Below are 17,587 nucleotides of genomic sequence, written 5' to 3' on the forward strand. Positions count from 1 at the left end.
GAAAAGATATGGCTACGAAACATGACTTGATTTTAGAATATATTGAAAGTTTACCAGTCGGCAATCGAATTTCTGTCCGAAGCATTGCCAAGGAATTAAATGTAAGTGAAGGAACAGCTTATCGAGCTATCAAAGATGCAGAAAATATTGGGCTAGTCTCTACCATCCAACGAGTAGGGACGATTCGTATTGAACGTAAGTTAAAAAAACACATTGAACGTTTGACCTTTGGTGAAGTGGTAAGAATTATCGAAGGTGATGTACTGGGCGGTGCAACGGGTTTAGACAAAGTATTAAACAAATTTGTGATTGGTGCGATGACCAAGCATGCAATGGAACGATACATTACACCTGGTTCACTGATGATCGTCGGTAATCGAGCGGAAGTTCAAAAATTAGCTTTAGAAGATGGAGCTGCTGTTTTAATTACTGGTGGTTTTGATACTACTCCTGAGATTGCTCGTTTAGCAGATGAATTGGCCATGCCTATTCTTCGAACCACCTACGATACCTTTACAGTGGCGACTATGATCAATCGAGCTTTAAGTGATCAACTGATTAAAAAAGACATTATGCTTGTTAGTGATATCTATATGTCAGCAGAAAAGACCCATTATCTGTTGCAAACAGATACCGTTGCCGATTATCAAAAGTTATCCGAAGAAACTCATCATACACGCTTTCCTGTAGTGAATCGGCACATGCGTTTAATGGGCATCGTGACAGCCAAAGATATCTTAGGTAAGTCATCTACTCAAATGATTGATCGAGTAATGACCAAAGAGCCAATCAGTGTGAAAAAAACGATGAGTGTCGCTTCTGTTAGCCATCAGATGATTTGGGATGGGTTAGAAGTGATGCCAGTCGTGTCAGATGATTTAACGCTAGAAGGATTAATCACGAGACAAGATGTGATGAAGGCTATGCAACTTGTCCAACGTCAACCACAAATTGCGGATACCATTTCTGATCAAATTTCTGGCGGTATTCAAACAATTGACAGTGATCGAGAAGGGAACCTTTTGGAAAATCCCAAATTTAGATTTGTTGTTACGCCTCAAATGGTGAACGGTGTGGGAACTATATCATTTGGTGTATTAAGTGAAATCCTTTCTGATGTTGCGCAAAAAACAATGGTGTTAAACCAACGTAGAAATATAATGATTGAACAGATGAGTCTTCATTATCTACGTTTGATCCAACTTGAAAGTGAATTAGATATTCGACCAAGAGTGTTAGAAATTGGACGAAGATCAGCAAAATTAGATATTGAAGTTTACATCGAAAATACAATCGTTTCAAAGGCAATTGTGGTTTGCCAAGTAATGGAACGTTCTTAGAAAGCAGGAAAAAAATGACTGTACAATTTGAAATCTTAAAAGAAATAAAGAAATACGATCGGATTATTATTCATCGGCATCAACGCCCTGATCCAGATGCTTTAGGTTCGCAAGTTGGCTTAGCCGAAATATTAAGAGAAACTTTCCCACAAAAAGAAATCTATCAAGTAGGTGAAACTGTCGAAGGACTGCGTTTTTTAGCAGAAATGGAAACAATTGATACACAGCTATATGAAGGAGCATTAGTTATTGTTACCGATACAGCCAATTCGCCTAGAATCAGCGATGAACGGTTTAAACTGGGAGAAAAATTGATAAAGATTGACCATCATCCAAACGATGAACCATACGGCGATCTGGTTTGGGTCAATACAAAAGCAAGCAGTTGTAGTGAGATGATTGCGGAATGGGCATTGATGTTTCCCGATGAAGTAAGCATCAATGCTAGGGCAGCACGTCTACTTTATGCTGGAATCGTAGGCGATACAGGACGGTTCTTATATCCCGCTACAACACCTAGAACGCTTGAGATTGCTGCTATATTAATGAGCTATCCTTTTGATGCTAGTGCGCTTAACCGAGAGATTGAGCAAATGCCCATGAAAGTAGCCAAACTTTCCGGCTACTTATATCAACATATTCAAGTTGATAAAAATGGTGCGGGAAAAGTGATTTTAACACACGAGTTATTGACGGAATATGGGATCAATGATTCTGAAACAGCATCAATTGTATCTTTACCAGGTGTCATTGATGAAGTACTAGCGTGGGCAATCTTTGTACAACAACCTGAAGGCTATTACCGTGTTCGTTTACGTTCTAAAGGTCCAATCATTAATGAACTCGCAAAAAAACATCATGGTGGAGGGCATCCTTTAGCAAGCGGTGCAAGTGCTAAAGACTTGAATGAAGTAGCACAAATTTATGACGAGATCAAGGAAGCTTGTCGTTCCTATAAAAAATAGTTATTGCTATAAATAAAGAGAACAAACAACATTAAACTTTTTAAAAAGCGAGGATAAAAATTACATTAGTTACTTTTCAAAAGAGAAATTATCCGTTACAATGTTGCTTAATGCTAATTTTAAAGGAGAAAGAAGATGACATTACCAAATTGCCCACAATGCGGCTCTGAATATACGTATGAAGATCGAGGTTTATTTATTTGTCCAGAATGTGCCAATGAATGGACAGGTGAAGAAAATGTAGAACAAGAACAAGGCATGGTTGTTCTTGATGCCAATGGCAATCGTTTAACAGAAGGTGATAGTGTAACAGTAATTAAAGATCTCAAAGTCAAAGGTGCAACTGGCGCTATTAAACAAGGAACAAAAGTGAAAAACATTCGTTTGGTTGAAGGGGACCATAACATTGACTGTAAAGTCGACGGATTTGGTCCAATGAAATTAAAATCAGAATTTGTAAAAAAGATATAAAATGCTCAAAGTATTTTCACATTCTTTTCAAGTTGGGTATGGTAAAATAAGGTCAAACAAAAGGGAGTGAAATCGTAATGTATGGACATGGTATGTATAGTTTTTTTGATCCTACATTTCTATTAGTTATCATCGGGTTAGTTATTTCAGGTGCTGCCTCTGCATACGTAAACAGCACTTTTCGTAAATACGATAAAATTAGAAGTAAAAATAACGTAACTGGTACACAAGCAGCTCAGTATATTTTGCAGAGCCAGCAAATCAACAATGTTGGCGTGCAGCAAATAGCAGGAGATTTGACGGACAATTATAACTCAGGAAATAAGATGTTGAGCTTATCGCAAGCGACTGCCCAATCAACTTCAGTCGCCGCAATTGGGGTTGCAGCCCATGAATGTGGGCATGCGGTTCAAGATGCCGTCCATTATGTTCCTTTAAAGATTCGTGCAGCGTTAGTACCGGTAGCGAACTTTGGCTCAATGATCTCATTTCCTCTAATTATGATTGGCGTTTTATTAAGTTGGAACGACACCTTGATTAATATTGGGATTTTTGCTTTCTCACTTGCATTATTGTTTCAATTAGTTACTTTGCCAGTTGAATTTAATGCTTCAAGAAGAGCCATTCGTATTTTAAGCGAAGGTGGTCTTCTGACAGCAGAGGAAGTTCCAATGGCTAGACACGTACTATTTGCGGCTGCATTAACATATGTGGCAGCAGCATTAGCTACTTTTTTACAATTGCTTCGTTTGATCCTGTTATTTGGTGGCAATCGTAGAGATTAATAAGCAGATACCTCACATCTTTCAGATGTGTAGACAAACCTTGTGTAAAATGAGGTTTGTCTTTTTTTATGAAGTTTAGAAAATTATGTAATATAAAAGGTTTCTTATGTTGATAGATGATAAAAATATTAACTTTGGTGCAGTTTCTGAATGAATTGCAATAAACTGTTCCAAAGGTCATCTTCACGGTTTTCATCAAAGTAAAAGACTTCTACTGTTTGATGTTGTGAATCAAAGCTATCAGTAATGATCAAGTCCGCTTCTTCGGGATTTTCGGTGAGTTGCAAAAACTGATCATTAAAGATTCTTTTTAAACGATTTCTTATGTGATAGTTACCAACGATTGTTTGATGGATTTGTAAATGGATCGTTAGCTTTTTATTTTCTTCTGACTTTAAAAGAGTATCGATCAATTGACTAAGATGCTTGATAAATAATTCTTTCTTGGGATGGGTAGAAAATATGCTAGCAATCAAGTTTTGTATGTTTTCCAATTGACTATCCGGTTCCTTATTTTTTAAACTCATATTTGGAAAATAAAGGGTATAAAAATAGTCGATTTTCTCTTCAAATAAAAGGATAAACGCTGTTAACATCATAATTAAATAGTGATAATAGTATTTTTTTTCTACTGCTGTAATTGTAGGGAAGTATTTGGTTAATTTTTTTACTAGTAAAGAAACTTGTCGGCAAAGAGAATGATTGCTTTTAGAAAATTCATAACCAAACAAAGTTTTTTGTTGTTCGGAAATAAGATTTGGGAAAAAATAGCAGAGTAAGAAATTAAAAAAAAGGACTTCATTATGTACGAAATTCTCGGGTAAATAGCTCGGTAACTGTTTTTTCAGTTCGCCAGTGAAATCTTTGGTTTGTTTTAAAATTCTCATTATCTCATAGATGACGTTTGATTGGTTATCCTCTAAAGGATGATGGGAGGAACGCATCAAAAAAATAGCCACTAATAAATAAACTTGTTCTTGTAGCTTCATTGCCCTTTTAGGGATTAGTAGTTCATTGGATAGCTGAGATTTTTTCGCTTGAGAAAATTTCATGCTAGTTAAAGGCCAATCAATTCCTTGAAACGCATCAGAAAAAAAGTAGTATATGTATATTCTAAGGGATAATTCATTGCCTTTTAGTATGTAACAATTTTGCCGAGAAATAATTTTTAAGTGAAATTTTTCAAGAGATTGATTTAATTGGTTCGTTAATTTTTCCAAGTAAGAAGGAGAGATATACAATTTTTCTAATAGCAATTTTTTTGAAACAGAATGATTGGGTGAATCAAACAGCACCATTAGAAAATTGAAGCGATTCGACTCTCGTAAAAAAAGTAGTTTAATGTAATAGAAAACAGCCATTTTTTCATCTTGGTGACAATCATCCACTTTGATTTCACCTTTAGTAGTGGAATGAATGAACCTTTGAATTTCTAATTGTTGTAAAATCGTACCATTTAATTTGCGAATAATCTCTTTGATCGTTCTTTTTGGGATCGATAATATTTGAGATAATTCCTGTAAAGAACATTCCTTGGATTGAACAATGGTATAAAGCACAAGCAATTCTTTTTTTTTGGCATCGATTAACACATAACCAGCTCCTTTTTGTTGATTTTTTGTATAAGGCGATACATAAATTGTGAGTGGAAAGAGTGCTTAATGTATGCTATTCTCACATAGTAGTAATATTTTATAGTATAATTTGTTATTTAAAAAACAGATAACAATTATTTATTCTATTGTTTATTCCTTTGCTTGTTTTGTCAAGGAATAAAAATGAAATAAAAAGAAAAAATAATAAAAACCTTTTTATTAATACGTTTTTGTTATGTTTTATTTCAATGGTTAGAGGAAATGGTTAGTATGAAAAGATTTTGTTTTGGATTGCAATGAAATTAAGTTATTTTTATTTTTGTTTGTTATTTTTTGTAGCCTTTTTTATTTATAGAAGTTCGGTTAAACATAAGAACAAATGAAAGCAGTGATTGAGTGGACGAAAATAATCAAAAGTTAGAAAGGGAGAATGGTAATATGAGTAGAGTAACAAGTTTTAGCAAAGAATATTTGCTTTTTAAAAGTATGGTATACGCTGAAGAAAATGGTTTATCTAAAATAACAGCAAGAAGTTTAGCTTCTTTTTGCGGATGTTCAACCTACCCGATTTATGCACATTTCAAGTCTATACGTGTATTAAAAGAAAAAATTCTTGAAGAAATTACAACCTGTTTTGATCGGTATTTAACAGAGTATGTGATTGATGATTTCTTTAGCATTGTTCATCTATTAAAAGAATTTTTTTCAATTCATGAAAGTATTAAGGGTGTCGTCATTAAGTCCGAATTAGATATGGCCACTTTATTTAAGCGGAAATTTTCTGAATATGTCAAAGAACATACGGGTATAGAAGAACCTTATTTACTAGAATTATTGTGGCTTAACGCTTTAGGAAGCTTAAATTCCGACCGTTCTTCTTATGAGTTTTTTGAAACAATGGCATTAATTTGGAATCGATTATCAGAGTTAGAAGGCGACTTGCCTGAAGTATTAACGAATATTCAATATTCACCTAATTAGGTAATAGGTGGCGATTTTCCCTAAAAAACTCAAGATTTCAGTCATGAAAAGAAATCAATGAGGTAAATAACCATATGAACAGACGGTGAGAGAGGTAAAATCATCTAGGGCGAAAAAATATTTTATTTAAGCTAAACCTTAAAAAATATGAGTATAACAACGATGAGAAAGCTCTTGAAATCTATGATAAAACTCGTACGATTGGTTCCATGCAATATGATATCATCCTTTGAAGCAATAGCTCTAGTCGGCTTTAGTTGTCAGAGCAATTCTAAACATACGAAAGGGCAAATAGTTCGTTTATCTTTTTATCTATGCTATGATTAAAATAGATAAAAGGAGCTGATAATTATGAGAACATCAACAAAAGTAACAATCGGGTTAGGCGTCGCTGCAGTTGCAAGTGTAGCAACAGCAGTAGTTGTATCGGGTAAAGTCATAGAAAAAATTCATCATATGACGAACCGAGCAAAAGTAAAAAAATTCGTAGATGACACGTTTGATGGAAATGAAAAATTATTGGATATCGTCGAACACCTTTCTGACAGTGATTTAGACTCTTTAATGGGAATTTTAGAAAAAATTAAATCCGGCAAAAAGAAGATTTCTGTCTATGGCGATTCTCTAAAAGGGTCAACGGAGGATGTCAAGGAACGTCTTTTTCATTTTGTTGATAAAATAATGTAAAAAATAGCAAAATAGAAAAAATAAGCTTGAAGTGCCGTTCACTGAACAGAAAAATCACTGTTCAAGGAATTTGCACATTAAGCTTATTTTTTGTTGATAGCTATTAAGCTGGTAACAAAAGGAGATAACAAAACAGTAAATCATTTGCTTCTTTTAAGTTAAATCCAGATTGTTCTTGGAATTTTTCAATCTTGTACTTCAGTGTATTTCGATGTAGAAACAGTGATTTAGCAGTAGAGCTAATGTTGCCTAAATTTTTCCATAATTCAACGATAATCTCCTCCATTTCTGTATGTTTTATCATATCTTGATAACCTGAGATTAATGAGCTGTTTTGTGATTTATCTTTCGTATAGTGATGTAAAGCAACTTCTGGTAATGACATGGTGCCTCCATGTAATGCAAAATAGTTTTTTTCTTCTAAAAATATCTTCTTTTCTTCCGAAAATAAGGTGAAAAAATTTTGTGTAGGTAAATGGAACGCTCCAACAAATACTTGTGTGGTAATGTCAAAGTCAGCATCCAATGAAAGAAAGATTCCTTTAAGTTCCGTAGCATCAAAGAAATTTGCGTGTTTTCGTTCGATTAGTAAGGCATCAGTTTCTGTATAAAAGAAAAAATCCTCAAGATAAAAAAACATTTCTTGAATTGTTTCTTGCCATTCTTTCTTAAGAAAGTCCTCTCTCGGTTCAATTTGAAATTGAATCATACGAAAGCTGTCTTCTAAAGGAAGAGGTTTGTTTTCAAATAAATAGTGATACCAAGGGTGATTTTTTTTAATCGCAGCCACCGGGAATAACGCTTTCAAAAGTTTTATTTCTTGTGCAGCAAGTGAATCTTTTTCAATCCACAAAAACGCACCTTCTACTGCTAAAGAAAGAATTTTTTTGTCTGAAGACGGAAAATCTTTTTTTTGAGCCTTAGGATAAAGTTCGATCAGTTTAGTCAAGTTCATCAAGTTCACCTCTTCCTTATTTTACCATAAGTGAAAAAGCTAGTTACATCCTTTTTATCCTATGATAAAGTTAAGCAAGAAAAATAAAAGTAGGGGATTATTTGGAATCTAAAGAACTTGAGAATCAAAAACACGAAAAATGGATGCGTTTGGCGCTTGAAGAGGCAAAAAAAGCAGAAAAAATAGCGGAAGTGCCGATTGGAGCAATCGTTGTTTTAAATGGTGAAGTAATTGGAAAGGGCTATAATTTAAGAGAAACGACACAAGATGCCACCACTCATGCAGAAATGATTGCCATTAGAGAGGCTTGTCAAACGGTAGGAAGTTGGCGCTTGGAAGAGGCGCAATTGTATGTCACGCTTGAACCATGTCCAATGTGTAGTGGTGCAATGATTTTATCACGAGTAAAGGAAGTGTATTTTGGCGCATTCGATCAAAAAGGAGGTACGGCAGGGACATTAATGAATTTGTTAGAAGATCAACGATTCAATCATCAAACCCATGTAATAGGAGGTATTTTGGAAGCGGAGTGTGGCCAAATCTTATCTGCTTTTTTTAAAGAACTACGTACCAGAAAAAAGAAATTAAAAAAAGGCTAGCAAATTAAATTGAAATAAGGTATACTATTATTTGCCGAAAGGCTAGGACAATGGTGGGCTTGTGAAGCGTGTCAGATCTGGAAGGAAGCAGCACTAAGCAGGATCCGCCATGTGTCTGATTATATAAGAAAATAGAGGGCATAATAAATAGGTATTTGATGAACTATTTATTGTGGCTTTTTTATGTTTACGTTCAAACTTTAGACCAAGGGATACTTGGTCTTTTTTTGTTCATTTTTGGAAACTAAAAAAGAATACGTTCGAGACTATCGTTTGCTTTTCTGTATCTAAAAAAGTCCAATTACTCGTTTAAACAAAAAACGCTAAAAGTGAACAAAGAAAAACCATATGGTATGATAAAGAAAAGCGAGGCGAACGGATAGAATGGAAAAAATAGTTCTTTTACATACCAATGATTTACATTCACATCTAGAAAATTGGCCCAAAATCAGAAGGTTTATTGAGCAAAAAAAACGGGAAAATGAAAAGAAAAAAAATACGACAACGATTACTGTTGATTTAGGAGATTTCGTCGACCGTTGGCATCCGCTATCAGAAGCAACGGATGGTCAGGCAAATGTTGAATTAATGAATGAAATTGGTTACGATGCAGCTACTATTGGTAATAATGAAGGGGTAGGCAATGCGAAAAGGGAATTAAATCAGCTTTACGATCAAGCAAATTTTGATCTATTGTTGGATAATTTATTTGATAAACATACGCTACTACCACCAAAATGGGCAAAGCGTTTTAAAATCATTGAAACCCCACAACAGACAAAAATCGGGTTGATGGCTTTCACTGCTCCTTTTCCTTTGACTTATAGTCCAAATGGTTGGGATATCCGCGATCCTTATGATATGTTACCTGCATTAGTAGAGGAGCTAAGACCTAAAGTAGATGTCTTAGTTTTGATGAGTCATCTAGGTATTCAAGAAGATCGTCAAATTGCCAAAGAACTCCCTGCAATTGATGTCATTTTAGGTTCGCATACGCATCATTTGTTTGTGGATGGTTCTATCGTCAATGGAGTTCAACTGGCTGCGGCAGGGAAATATGGGCAATATGTCGGAGAAGTCCATGTCACGCTTGATGAGAATAAAAAAATTATAAAAAAGACAGCAAAAGCTATATCAACTGAAACAATGACAACGTTCTTGGAAGATGAGCAAGAAATAAAGGATTATTTAGCTAGAGGGCATGAACTTCTAGGTGAGAAAAAAGTAGCCCATTTGCCTTTTGATTTATCATTAGATATTTTTGATGAACATTCCTTTATTCAAGAAGCCTTAGAAGCCGTTAAATACAGAGGGAAAACAAAAGGAGCAATGCTAAATAGTGGCTTGTTTTTAACAGATTTAGCAGCTGGTATTGTCAATCAAGACCAGCTCCATACGGCATTGCCTCATCCTATGCATTTATTGAATGTCTCGCTTAAGGGAAGTGACTTGATTCGATTAGTTTTAGAGATTGAAAAAAATCGCGCTTTTTTACGCAATTATCCGATGCGAGGAATGGGATTTCGAGGCAAGATTTTTGGACAAGTCGTTTACAGTGGACTATCTTACGATGCAGTGAATCATCAAGTCTATTGGTTGAATCAACCAATAGAAGAAAATCGTCGTTACACATTCACAACAGTTGATCATTTTATGTTTATTCCTTTTTTTCCAACGATTGAAATTGTTGGAGAAAATGAATTTTTATTTCCAGAATTTATTCGTAGCGTGGTAGCAGAATACTTAAATGTTCACTATCCAATAAAATAAAAACAAGGTATAATAGGAACGATAGGTGGTGAAGGCATGTCGGCTAAACAAAAAGGGCATAATGCCATTGAAGCTGAAGCAAAAGAAAAAAAAGTATCAAAAAATGTAGATGATCGAACGGTTACCGAAGAGATCACTGCAGTATTAGAAGAAATCATAGAAGAACCCAAACCAGAGAAAATCAAAGGTGAAACGATTACTTTTTTAGATGAGTTGAATTTTTTGATTGGAGAAAAAAGCTATCGATTAGTGAAAAATTATCGAGACGGATTTGTTCCTGAAAAACTTGGTGAAAGATACAGCGAAGTTTTGTCTAGATATGATTATATTGTCGGTGATTGGGGCTATGAACAATTAAGGTTAAAAGGTTTTTTCCGCGCAGATAACAGACGTGCTCATCCAGACCAACGGATTGATTCTCTAGAGGATTATCTTTATGAGTATTGTAATTTTGGTTGTGCTTATTTCGTGATCGAACAAATTGGTGGTAAAAAAGGCAAGAACACACAACGCCGTAGAAAAAAGAAAAACCAAAATCGTGCCTATATCGATGAGAAAAAGGGGCCTGTTCCTTCCACTCATAAAAAGCCAGTCATAAAAAAAAGAAAAAATGAACAAATAAAAACTGAAAAAAACGTAAAAAATGAGACAAAACCCAAGTCAAATGCTAATTTTACGATAAGAAAAAGGGAAGAGTAGTGAAAAGATGAATTATAAAGGATATTTGATTGATTTAGATGGAACGATTTATCGAGGGACTGAACCAATTCCTGCAGGTAAACGTTTTGTAGAGGCACTCCAAGAAAGAAAGTTACCTTTTATGTTTGTCACAAATAACACCACAAAAAGCCCACAAACAGTAGCTGACCGATTGGCAAACGAATTTGACATACATGTTGATTCCGATACGATTTATACAGCTACCCTTGCGACGATTGATTTTATGCAATCAGATGGCAAAGGAAATAAAGTATATGCAATTGGTGAAGCGGGTCTGATTGATTTGATCTTAGAAGCTGGTTTTGTCTGGGATGAAGATTCTCCTGATTATGTAGTGGTTGGTTTGGACAATTATTTGACTTATGAAAAAGTGGTCAAAGCCACTCTTGCGATCCATAGAGGGGCAACTTTTATTGGAACAAATCCAGATAAAAATATACCAACGGAACGCGGTTTACTCCCAGGTGCTGGTTCAGTTATTTCCTTTGTTGAAACAGCTACGCAAACGCCACCGATTTATATTGGAAAGCCAGAAGCGATTATTATGGATAAAGCAGTAGAAAAATTAGGGTTAAACAAAGAGGAAGTAATCATGGTAGGAGACAACTATGAAACAGATATTCAAGCAGGGATTCAAAATGATATTGATACCTTGTTAGTGTTGTCAGGATTTACTAAGGAAGAAGATATTCCGAGCTTGCCAACACCAGCAACCCATGTTCTTCGTTCATTGGATGAATGGAGCTTCTAAAATGAAAGTAAAAAAATGGCAATGGGGAGAATATGCTGGGCTGACCTGTTTGTTTTTTATGCTGATTAGTTTAGCGGTTGCGATAACTATCAATTTTCGACCTCTTTATGTATTCGATATCAACTATTTGAATATACTAGATCATACAACACTTGATCAAGAAACGTTGTTGAAAAATTTTGATCAATTGATGAATTATTTGAATCATCCTTTCCAACAAGTATTAAAACTTCAAGATTTTCCTGTTTCTGCAAGTGGTGCACATCATTTCTATGAAGTGAAAAAACTTTTCTTGCTTGATTATGCAGTGTTTTTGCTCACTTTATTTCCAAGTATTTATTACCTTATTTATTTAAAAAAGAACAAACGTTTTTGGCGATTGATACGACCATTTCAAATTGGCATGCTTGTTCCGATTGTATTTGGCTTTATCATGATGATGGGATTTGATCGTTTTTTTATCCTTTTTCATGAAACATTCTTTAATAACGATGACTGGTTATTCAATCCAGCGACTGATCCAATTATTAATGTACTGCCAGAACAATTTTTTATGCATAGTTTTATTTTGTTTTTTATTTTGATCGAGCTATTTTTTGCTTTTTTTGTCATTCTTGGAAAAAGAGAATTAAGATAAAAAATATCGGTGTTCATCGATAAAAAGAATAAACCGGAATATCCGAAAATTAATGGACCAATTTTCGAGATATTTCGGTTTATTTTTAAGAACACCATTTTTGAAAAGCCATGTACCTACGGCAGAAATAAAAGGATAGATAAGAACCAATTCAGTTTTCATCTCTAGACAGAGTTTCAGAAAAATCTTTTATTGAGTTAAACGACTACGTTTTTCTGGTTCTTGATGGGCAAGTCGACTTGCAGCAGCGGCAGCGATTGCACCCACAATATCATCTAAGAACGTATGCACGTTTTTGCCATCGTGGCTATTTAATTTTTTCAAAATTCCAGGTTTTACTTTATCAATATAACCATAGTTTGTAAAACCAATTGAACCATACACGTTTACGATTGACAGAGCCAGTATTTCATCAATTCCGTATAGTCCTTCATCGTCTTCAATAATAGCTTGAAGGGGAGACATTAGTTTTTTCTCCTCTGCCAAAATATCTAATTGAACACCCGTAATAATGGCATTGTGCACTTCACGCTTCGTTAAAACGGAGTGGACACTTTGAATGCAATCCGCTAACGTCAGATCGGTAATGTAATCTTTTTGTAAAAACATCACCAATTCAGCGATATCTTCTAAAGTGACGCCCCGTTGGTTCAGTAGTTCACGTGCCTTTTCTTCTAATGTTTCAGTTTTTATAACCATTTATTTCCGTCCTTTCATTTTGAGAATGATTTTCTATAGTCAGCCTAACAAATAAAAAAGCAAGAAACAAAATTTTGTTTATTCATCTTTGCTATAAGTAGTTCATAAAATAGGACAAATTTATTTATTAAGATTTGCATTGTCGTAAAGGCTTGTACTGTGCCCTGGTTGAGTTCGTACTTTAGGATTGATGAAATGTAAAGCATTATTCACTGCTGTGGGGGCTTCGCCAAAACCTGTAGCAATCAATTTTACTTTTCCTGGGTAAGAACAAATATCGCCTGCTGCATATATCCCTGGTATGGATGTTGACATATCGGAATTTACAGTAATTGCATTTCTAGTGCTGTCAAGTCCCCATGCTGAGAGATGTTCTAGATTCGATGTAAAGCCATAATTAATAATTAAGGAATTTACCATCAAGTCAATGGTTTCATCACTTTTTACCATTTTTAAACGAATATCAGTTAATTCTCCATTTTCACCTGATAATTCCTCAATGAGATAAGGCGTTAAAAGATTCACCGAAGAAGCTTTTAATAAATTTACACTATGCTCATGCGCTCTAAATTCCGAACGACGATGGATAAGATAAACTTCACTTGCAATCGGTTCAAGCATCAAAGCCCAATCAATGGCAGAGTCGCCACCACCTGCAATTGCTACTTTTTTTCCTGCATATTTCATCAAGTCATTCACAAAATAGTCTAATCCGTGGTTCTCATAAGTTTTTGCTTCAGGTAATTTTAATTTTCTAGGTTGAAAAGAACCGCTTCCTAAAGTTAAAATGACTGCTTTGGAATAATGGATTCCTTTGGTCGTAGTAATTTCGATGAGTTCATCATCTTTAGTAAGAGAAAGAACTTCTTCATTTAGATGAAAAGAGTGATTGAACGTAGTCAATTGCTTCTCGAGATTATTCACGAGTTCACTTGCTTTAATTGCTGGAAAGCCTGGAATATCATAAATATATTTTTCAGGGTAAAGAGTAGCTAATTGTCCGCCAAGTTGAGGTAAACTGTCGATGATTTTCGTTTTTGCTTGACGCATTCCCGCATAAAATGCAGCAAACATCCCCACTGGGCCAGCACCGATAATGGTAATATCATAGATTTCCATAAAAAATTCCTCCTCATATCCACACTATAGCAGAATTTAATTGAGAATTCTTCTCAAATAGTCGCTTTTATGATAATTGAAAGAAAAATGATGCATCAAAAAGGTATAGAAATTTTATTAGAACAGTATTTCTGCGCGGATAATCTAGTAGTTTGGCGCACTCAAACAAAATAAATAGCAGATCAGTATCTATAATTTTAAAAAAAGGATATAATCAATTTTACACGAGAAATCGACTTTTTCGTTTTCTTAAGTTTCATGCAACAGCGAACTGATAGAATATGTTATTATTACCTGTGAAGGAATAATTTTTAGGAGGACAATCATATGGTATTCCCACAATTGAATTTAGAAAATGAAAAAGGACCTAAAGCAGTAATCAAAACGAACCGTGGTGACATTACGGTTCAATTATTCCCAGAATTAGCGCCTAAGACGGTCAAAAACTTTATTGAATTAGCTAAGAAAGGCTATTATGACGGTGTAATTTTCCACCGTGTTATCCCTGATTTTATGATTCAAGGCGGCGATCCTACTGGAACAGGTATGGGCGGCGAAAGTATCTACGGAGAAAGTTTTGAAGATGAATTTAGTCGTGAATTGTTCAATTTGCGTGGGGCTTTGTCAATGGCTAACTCTGGACCCAATACAAATGGAAGTCAATTTTTCATTGTAAACAATGCGAATGTACCCGCTAATATGCTTGATCAATTGGAAGGGGCAGGATTTCCAGCAGAAATTATTGAAGCCTATAAGGGTGGAGGCACACCTTGGCTTGATTTTCGTCATACTGTGTTTGGCCATGTAGTCGATGGAATGAACACTGTAGATGAAATTGCTAATGTGCAACGTGGCCCACAAGATCGCCCAGTGCATGATGTAGTGATTGAAAAAGTGGAAATTTCAGAATAAGATAGTTGAATAACTAATTAAAACATCTAGATAAAAAAATAAACCGAAATGGTTCTTTCTCCATTTCGGTTTATTTTTTTTATCGTTTGTTGAGAAAGTCATCGAAAATAATTAGGACGAAGAAATATTTTAGCTCTTTATAGAAAAGTCTTCTTGATCCGATCCAACCCCTCAAGTAATACTTCTTTTGGACAAGCCAAATTTAATCGCATATGCGAATGACCAGCAGGACCAAAAGCAATTCCAGGGTTTAAAACAACTTTTCCTTTTTTTACCAGAGCTAATTCTAAGGCTTTATCATCTGTTTCATAAGCAGAAAAATCAAGCCACATTAAATAAGTTCCTTCAATAGACATCACACCTAATTCGGGTAAGTGCTGTTTAAAATAGTCCGAAGCCAGTTGTGCATTGTCCTTTAGATATGGAAGGAGGTGATCTAGCCACTCTTTTCCATTTTCATAAGCCGCTTGCGTACCGATTAATCCAAAGGTATTAATTTCTTGCTGTTGATTCATTAACAAATGTTGCTCGAATTGCATTTTTAGTTCAGGATTCTTAATAAAAACCATCGAATTTTTGATAGCAGCTAAATTAAATGTTTTAGTAGCAGAAGTAAAAGTGATCAAGTAATGATTTAAATCTTCATCTATATTAAGCATTGAAGTAAACTGATTTGGAGAAAAGACTAAATCTTGATGGATCTCATCACTCAATAGTAAAACATGATGTTTCAAACACAGTGCACTCAACTTTGTTAACTCTTCTCTTGTCCAAACGCGACCTCCGGGATTATGTGGGTTACAAAAGATGATCGCTTTTACTTTTTGTTCAATAATCTTTTTCTCCATGTCTTGGTAATCTATCACAAATTTATTATTTTTTTTGATTAAGCGACTACGTACGAGGTGACGATGATTTGTTTCTATGATAGAAGAAAAAGGTGGATAAACAGGATCATGTATAAGAATGCTATCACCAGGTTCAGTGAATGTCTGGACTGCAACAGCTAAACTAGACAATACGCCACTAGTAAATAGAATATTCTCTTTCGTTAAAAAAACTTGGTGTTGATGTTTTTCCCAATCAATAATTGAGTGATATAAATTTTCAGAGACAGTTGAATAGCCAAAAATTCCTTGAGAAATGTATGTTTGAAAAGCTTCCTTTACTTCGATTGGAGACAGAAAATCCATGTCAGCGACCCATAAAGGTAATAAATCATCGGCTTGATAAGTTTGAGCAATTGCATCCCATTTCACACTATTTGTGTTTCTTCTTGAAACTTTTTTATCAAATTCCCACATATGAGGACCCCGTTTCCTATTGATTATTTTCAAAACTTCTTTTTTTTTATCATTTACAGTATAATGATAAATGCGAAGAGAGGGAAGTACATGACATATAAAATTGGACAAATCATTAAAGGAAAAATCACTGGAATACAACCTTATGGGGCATTTGTGTCTTTAGATGAAGAGACACAAGGATTGATTCATGTTTCAGAAGTACAGTCGGGTTATACGAAAAGTATTCATAATTTATTAAAAGTCGGTCAGCCAGTAACTGTTCAAATTATTGATATCGATGAGTATTCAAAGAAAATCAGTTTGTCGTTACGTACATTAGAAAAAAAGAACCCTGTCATTCCTTATCGAAGGAAAAGATATTTTACCAATAAAAATAAAAAAATAGGGTTTACTACTATTGCAAAACAACTTCCTAAATGGGTGAGTGAAGCGTTAGTAGAATTAGAACAGAAAGAAAGTAAGAAATAAAAAGTGTATTTTTTCTGAAAATGTGCTAAAATTTTTACGTAAACCATAGAACAAGTTGATCGAGGTGGAAATTTTGGCAAACAAAAGAGTCGCTGGTACAATCATGTTGCATTTGGAGGATGGAACAAAAAAATTTTTAGTCCATTCAATTGATGACAAACTGGAGTTTGCTTTAGCAGAGCTTTCAGAAGAAAAGACTGGTTTAGCAAACATACTTAGCTTTTTAAAAGAAAACGTTCATATTGATGTTAGCAAAATTAATTTGATGGAATTGACCAACACACATATTAATCATGAAAATGTTCCGTTGTTTGTTTTTGAAACTGAGCAAAAAAGTCAAAGTGAAAACTTGGGTGAAGGTTATCTATGGGAAAATCCTGATCAAATGCGCTCTGTTCTGGGAACTTACGAAGTGGAGGGCGTGCCTTTTTTTTAATGGAATAGATGTCAGCAAAAGAAACTTGAAATTTTTCAAGTTTCTTTTTTACGTTTATTTATAGTTTCACATGAGAAAAATGTTCAGTTATGATGGTGATATTTTATAAACGCAAGAAGGGAAGGGATATTTTTTTTATAAAGACGGACAATACTTGTTTTATTAAATGACAATTGAAAAAAATAAGGAAAATTGTTTATTGACGTCCTTTATTTTACATGATAAATTTAATAGCGTTGATTTAAGAAATTGTCATATAAATTTTTCTGAAAAAATAGCAGAAAAGTTCTTGACGGATCATAAATCACATGATAAGATAACGAAGTCGTTAAAAAAGAACTGATGAAGAAGTTTGATTTTATCAAGAAAAAATTCAAAAAAGTTCTTGAC

19 protein-coding genes and 1 other RNA gene are annotated in these 17,587 nt (G+C 34.5%); 15 read left to right on the forward strand and 5 right to left on the reverse strand.

Translation table 11 applies throughout. The features are described 5' to 3' along the window. The first annotated feature begins 8 nt into the window (after window positions 1–8). The 4 genes from EVI01_RS10590 (at window position 9) to EVI01_RS10605 (ending at window position 3,561) form a co-directional block, all read left to right on the forward strand. Window positions 9–1,340 (forward strand): DRTGG domain-containing protein, encoded by a 1,332-nt coding sequence (locus tag EVI01_RS10590; protein WP_010750501.1) that lies wholly within the window; start codon window positions 9–11, stop codon window positions 1,338–1,340. Window positions 1,341–1,354: 14 nt separating this feature from the next. Next, a complete protein-coding gene (locus EVI01_RS10595) occupies window positions 1,355–2,305 on the forward strand; it encodes a DHH family phosphoesterase (protein WP_010750502.1) in 951 nt (316 codons plus the stop codon). 135 nt (window positions 2,306–2,440) lie between these two features. Beyond that, window positions 2,441–2,776, forward strand: a complete 336-nt coding sequence (locus EVI01_RS10600) for a zinc ribbon domain-containing protein YjdM (RefSeq protein ID WP_010750503.1) — start codon at window positions 2,441–2,443, stop codon at window positions 2,774–2,776. Window positions 2,777–2,853: 77 nt separating this feature from the next. After that, entirely contained in the window at window positions 2,854–3,561 is a 708-nt protein-coding gene (locus EVI01_RS10605) for a zinc metallopeptidase (protein ID WP_010750504.1), read from the forward strand. Between the two features lie 128 nt (window positions 3,562–3,689). Here the strand turns inward: EVI01_RS10605 and EVI01_RS10610 are convergent, their stop codons facing one another. Next, window positions 3,690–5,153 carry a helix-turn-helix domain-containing protein gene (locus tag EVI01_RS10610; RefSeq protein WP_010750505.1) on the reverse strand — a complete coding sequence of 488 codons (1,464 nt, stop codon included), beginning with the start codon at window positions 5,151–5,153 and terminating at the stop codon, window positions 3,690–3,692. Between the two features lie 441 nt (window positions 5,154–5,594). Here EVI01_RS10610 and EVI01_RS10615 point away from each other — a divergent pair, with 441 nt between their 5' ends. Both EVI01_RS10615 and EVI01_RS10620 read left to right on the forward strand, forming a co-directional pair. Then, the gene (locus EVI01_RS10615) at window positions 5,595–6,137 is read left to right on the forward strand and encodes a hypothetical protein (protein WP_010750506.1); all 543 of its coding nucleotides are present in this window, start codon (window positions 5,595–5,597) and stop codon (window positions 6,135–6,137) included. Window positions 6,138–6,488: 351 nt separating this feature from the next. Continuing rightward, window positions 6,489–6,824, forward strand: coding sequence for a hypothetical protein (locus EVI01_RS10620; protein WP_010750507.1), 336 nt, complete (start codon window positions 6,489–6,491; stop codon window positions 6,822–6,824). A gap of 103 nt (window positions 6,825–6,927) precedes the next feature. On the opposite strand, the gene EVI01_RS10625 is transcribed toward EVI01_RS10620, so the two are convergent. Continuing rightward, window positions 6,928–7,779 carry a helix-turn-helix domain-containing protein gene (locus EVI01_RS10625; protein WP_010750508.1) on the reverse strand — a complete coding sequence of 284 codons (852 nt, stop codon included), beginning with the start codon at window positions 7,777–7,779 and terminating at the stop codon, window positions 6,928–6,930. A gap of 101 nt (window positions 7,780–7,880) precedes the next feature. On the opposite strand from EVI01_RS10625, the gene tadA reads away from it, so the two are divergent. From tadA to EVI01_RS10655, 6 genes are all read left to right on the forward strand, one after another. Then, entirely contained in the window at window positions 7,881–8,378 is a 498-nt protein-coding gene (gene tadA, locus EVI01_RS10630; RefSeq protein ID WP_010750509.1) for a tRNA adenosine(34) deaminase TadA, read from the forward strand. 40 nt (window positions 8,379–8,418) lie between these two features. After that, window positions 8,419–8,503, forward strand: an RNA gene (gene ffs, locus EVI01_RS10635) — signal recognition particle sRNA small type. A gap of 259 nt (window positions 8,504–8,762) precedes the next feature. Next, the gene (locus EVI01_RS10640) at window positions 8,763–10,148 is read left to right on the forward strand and encodes a bifunctional metallophosphatase/5'-nucleotidase (RefSeq protein ID WP_010750510.1); all 1,386 of its coding nucleotides are present in this window, start codon (window positions 8,763–8,765) and stop codon (window positions 10,146–10,148) included. Between the two features lie 36 nt (window positions 10,149–10,184). Further along, the gene (locus EVI01_RS10645; protein WP_010750511.1) at window positions 10,185–10,847 is read left to right on the forward strand and encodes a YutD family protein; all 663 of its coding nucleotides are present in this window, start codon (window positions 10,185–10,187) and stop codon (window positions 10,845–10,847) included. Between the two features lie 7 nt (window positions 10,848–10,854). Further along, complete coding sequence (locus EVI01_RS10650) at window positions 10,855–11,619, forward strand: TIGR01457 family HAD-type hydrolase (protein ID WP_010750512.1); 765 nt, start codon at window positions 10,855–10,857, stop codon at window positions 11,617–11,619. 1 nt (window position 11,620) lies between these two features. After that, window positions 11,621–12,256: a TIGR01906 family membrane protein gene (locus tag EVI01_RS10655; RefSeq protein ID WP_010750513.1), complete on the forward strand. Its 636-nt coding sequence runs from the start codon at window positions 11,621–11,623 to the stop codon at window positions 12,254–12,256. A 189-nt stretch (window positions 12,257–12,445) separates the two neighbouring features. On the opposite strand, the gene EVI01_RS10660 is transcribed toward EVI01_RS10655, so the two are convergent. Next, on the reverse strand, window positions 12,446–12,955 hold the full coding sequence (locus EVI01_RS10660; RefSeq protein WP_010750514.1) for a phosphatidylglycerophosphatase A family protein: 510 nt from the start codon (window positions 12,953–12,955) through the stop codon (window positions 12,446–12,448). Window positions 12,956–13,075: 120 nt separating this feature from the next. After that, complete coding sequence (locus EVI01_RS10665) at window positions 13,076–14,074, reverse strand: NAD(P)/FAD-dependent oxidoreductase (RefSeq protein ID WP_010750515.1); 999 nt, start codon at window positions 14,072–14,074, stop codon at window positions 13,076–13,078. A 327-nt stretch (window positions 14,075–14,401) separates the two neighbouring features. On the opposite strand from EVI01_RS10665, the gene EVI01_RS10670 reads away from it, so the two are divergent. Beyond that, window positions 14,402–14,986, forward strand: a complete 585-nt coding sequence (locus EVI01_RS10670; protein WP_010750516.1) for a peptidylprolyl isomerase — start codon at window positions 14,402–14,404, stop codon at window positions 14,984–14,986. Between the two features lie 137 nt (window positions 14,987–15,123). Here the strand turns inward: EVI01_RS10670 and EVI01_RS10675 are convergent, their stop codons facing one another. Beyond that, the gene (locus EVI01_RS10675; RefSeq protein ID WP_010750517.1) at window positions 15,124–16,290 is read right to left on the reverse strand and encodes a MalY/PatB family protein; all 1,167 of its coding nucleotides are present in this window, start codon (window positions 16,288–16,290) and stop codon (window positions 15,124–15,126) included. Between the two features lie 90 nt (window positions 16,291–16,380). Here EVI01_RS10675 and EVI01_RS10680 point away from each other — a divergent pair, with 90 nt between their 5' ends. Together EVI01_RS10680 and EVI01_RS10685 are read left to right on the forward strand one after the other, a co-directional pair. Beyond that, on the forward strand, window positions 16,381–16,761 hold the full coding sequence (locus EVI01_RS10680; protein ID WP_010750518.1) for a CvfD/Ygs/GSP13 family RNA-binding post-transcriptional regulator: 381 nt from the start codon (window positions 16,381–16,383) through the stop codon (window positions 16,759–16,761). Window positions 16,762–16,834: 73 nt separating this feature from the next. Further along, window positions 16,835–17,197, forward strand: a complete 363-nt coding sequence (locus tag EVI01_RS10685) for a hypothetical protein (RefSeq protein WP_010750519.1) — start codon at window positions 16,835–16,837, stop codon at window positions 17,195–17,197. Window positions 17,198–17,587: the final 390 nt, after the last annotated feature.

The organism is Enterococcus villorum (assembly GCF_007990225.1).
Classification (GTDB): Bacteria; Bacillota; Bacilli; order Lactobacillales; family Enterococcaceae; genus Enterococcus_B; species Enterococcus_B villorum.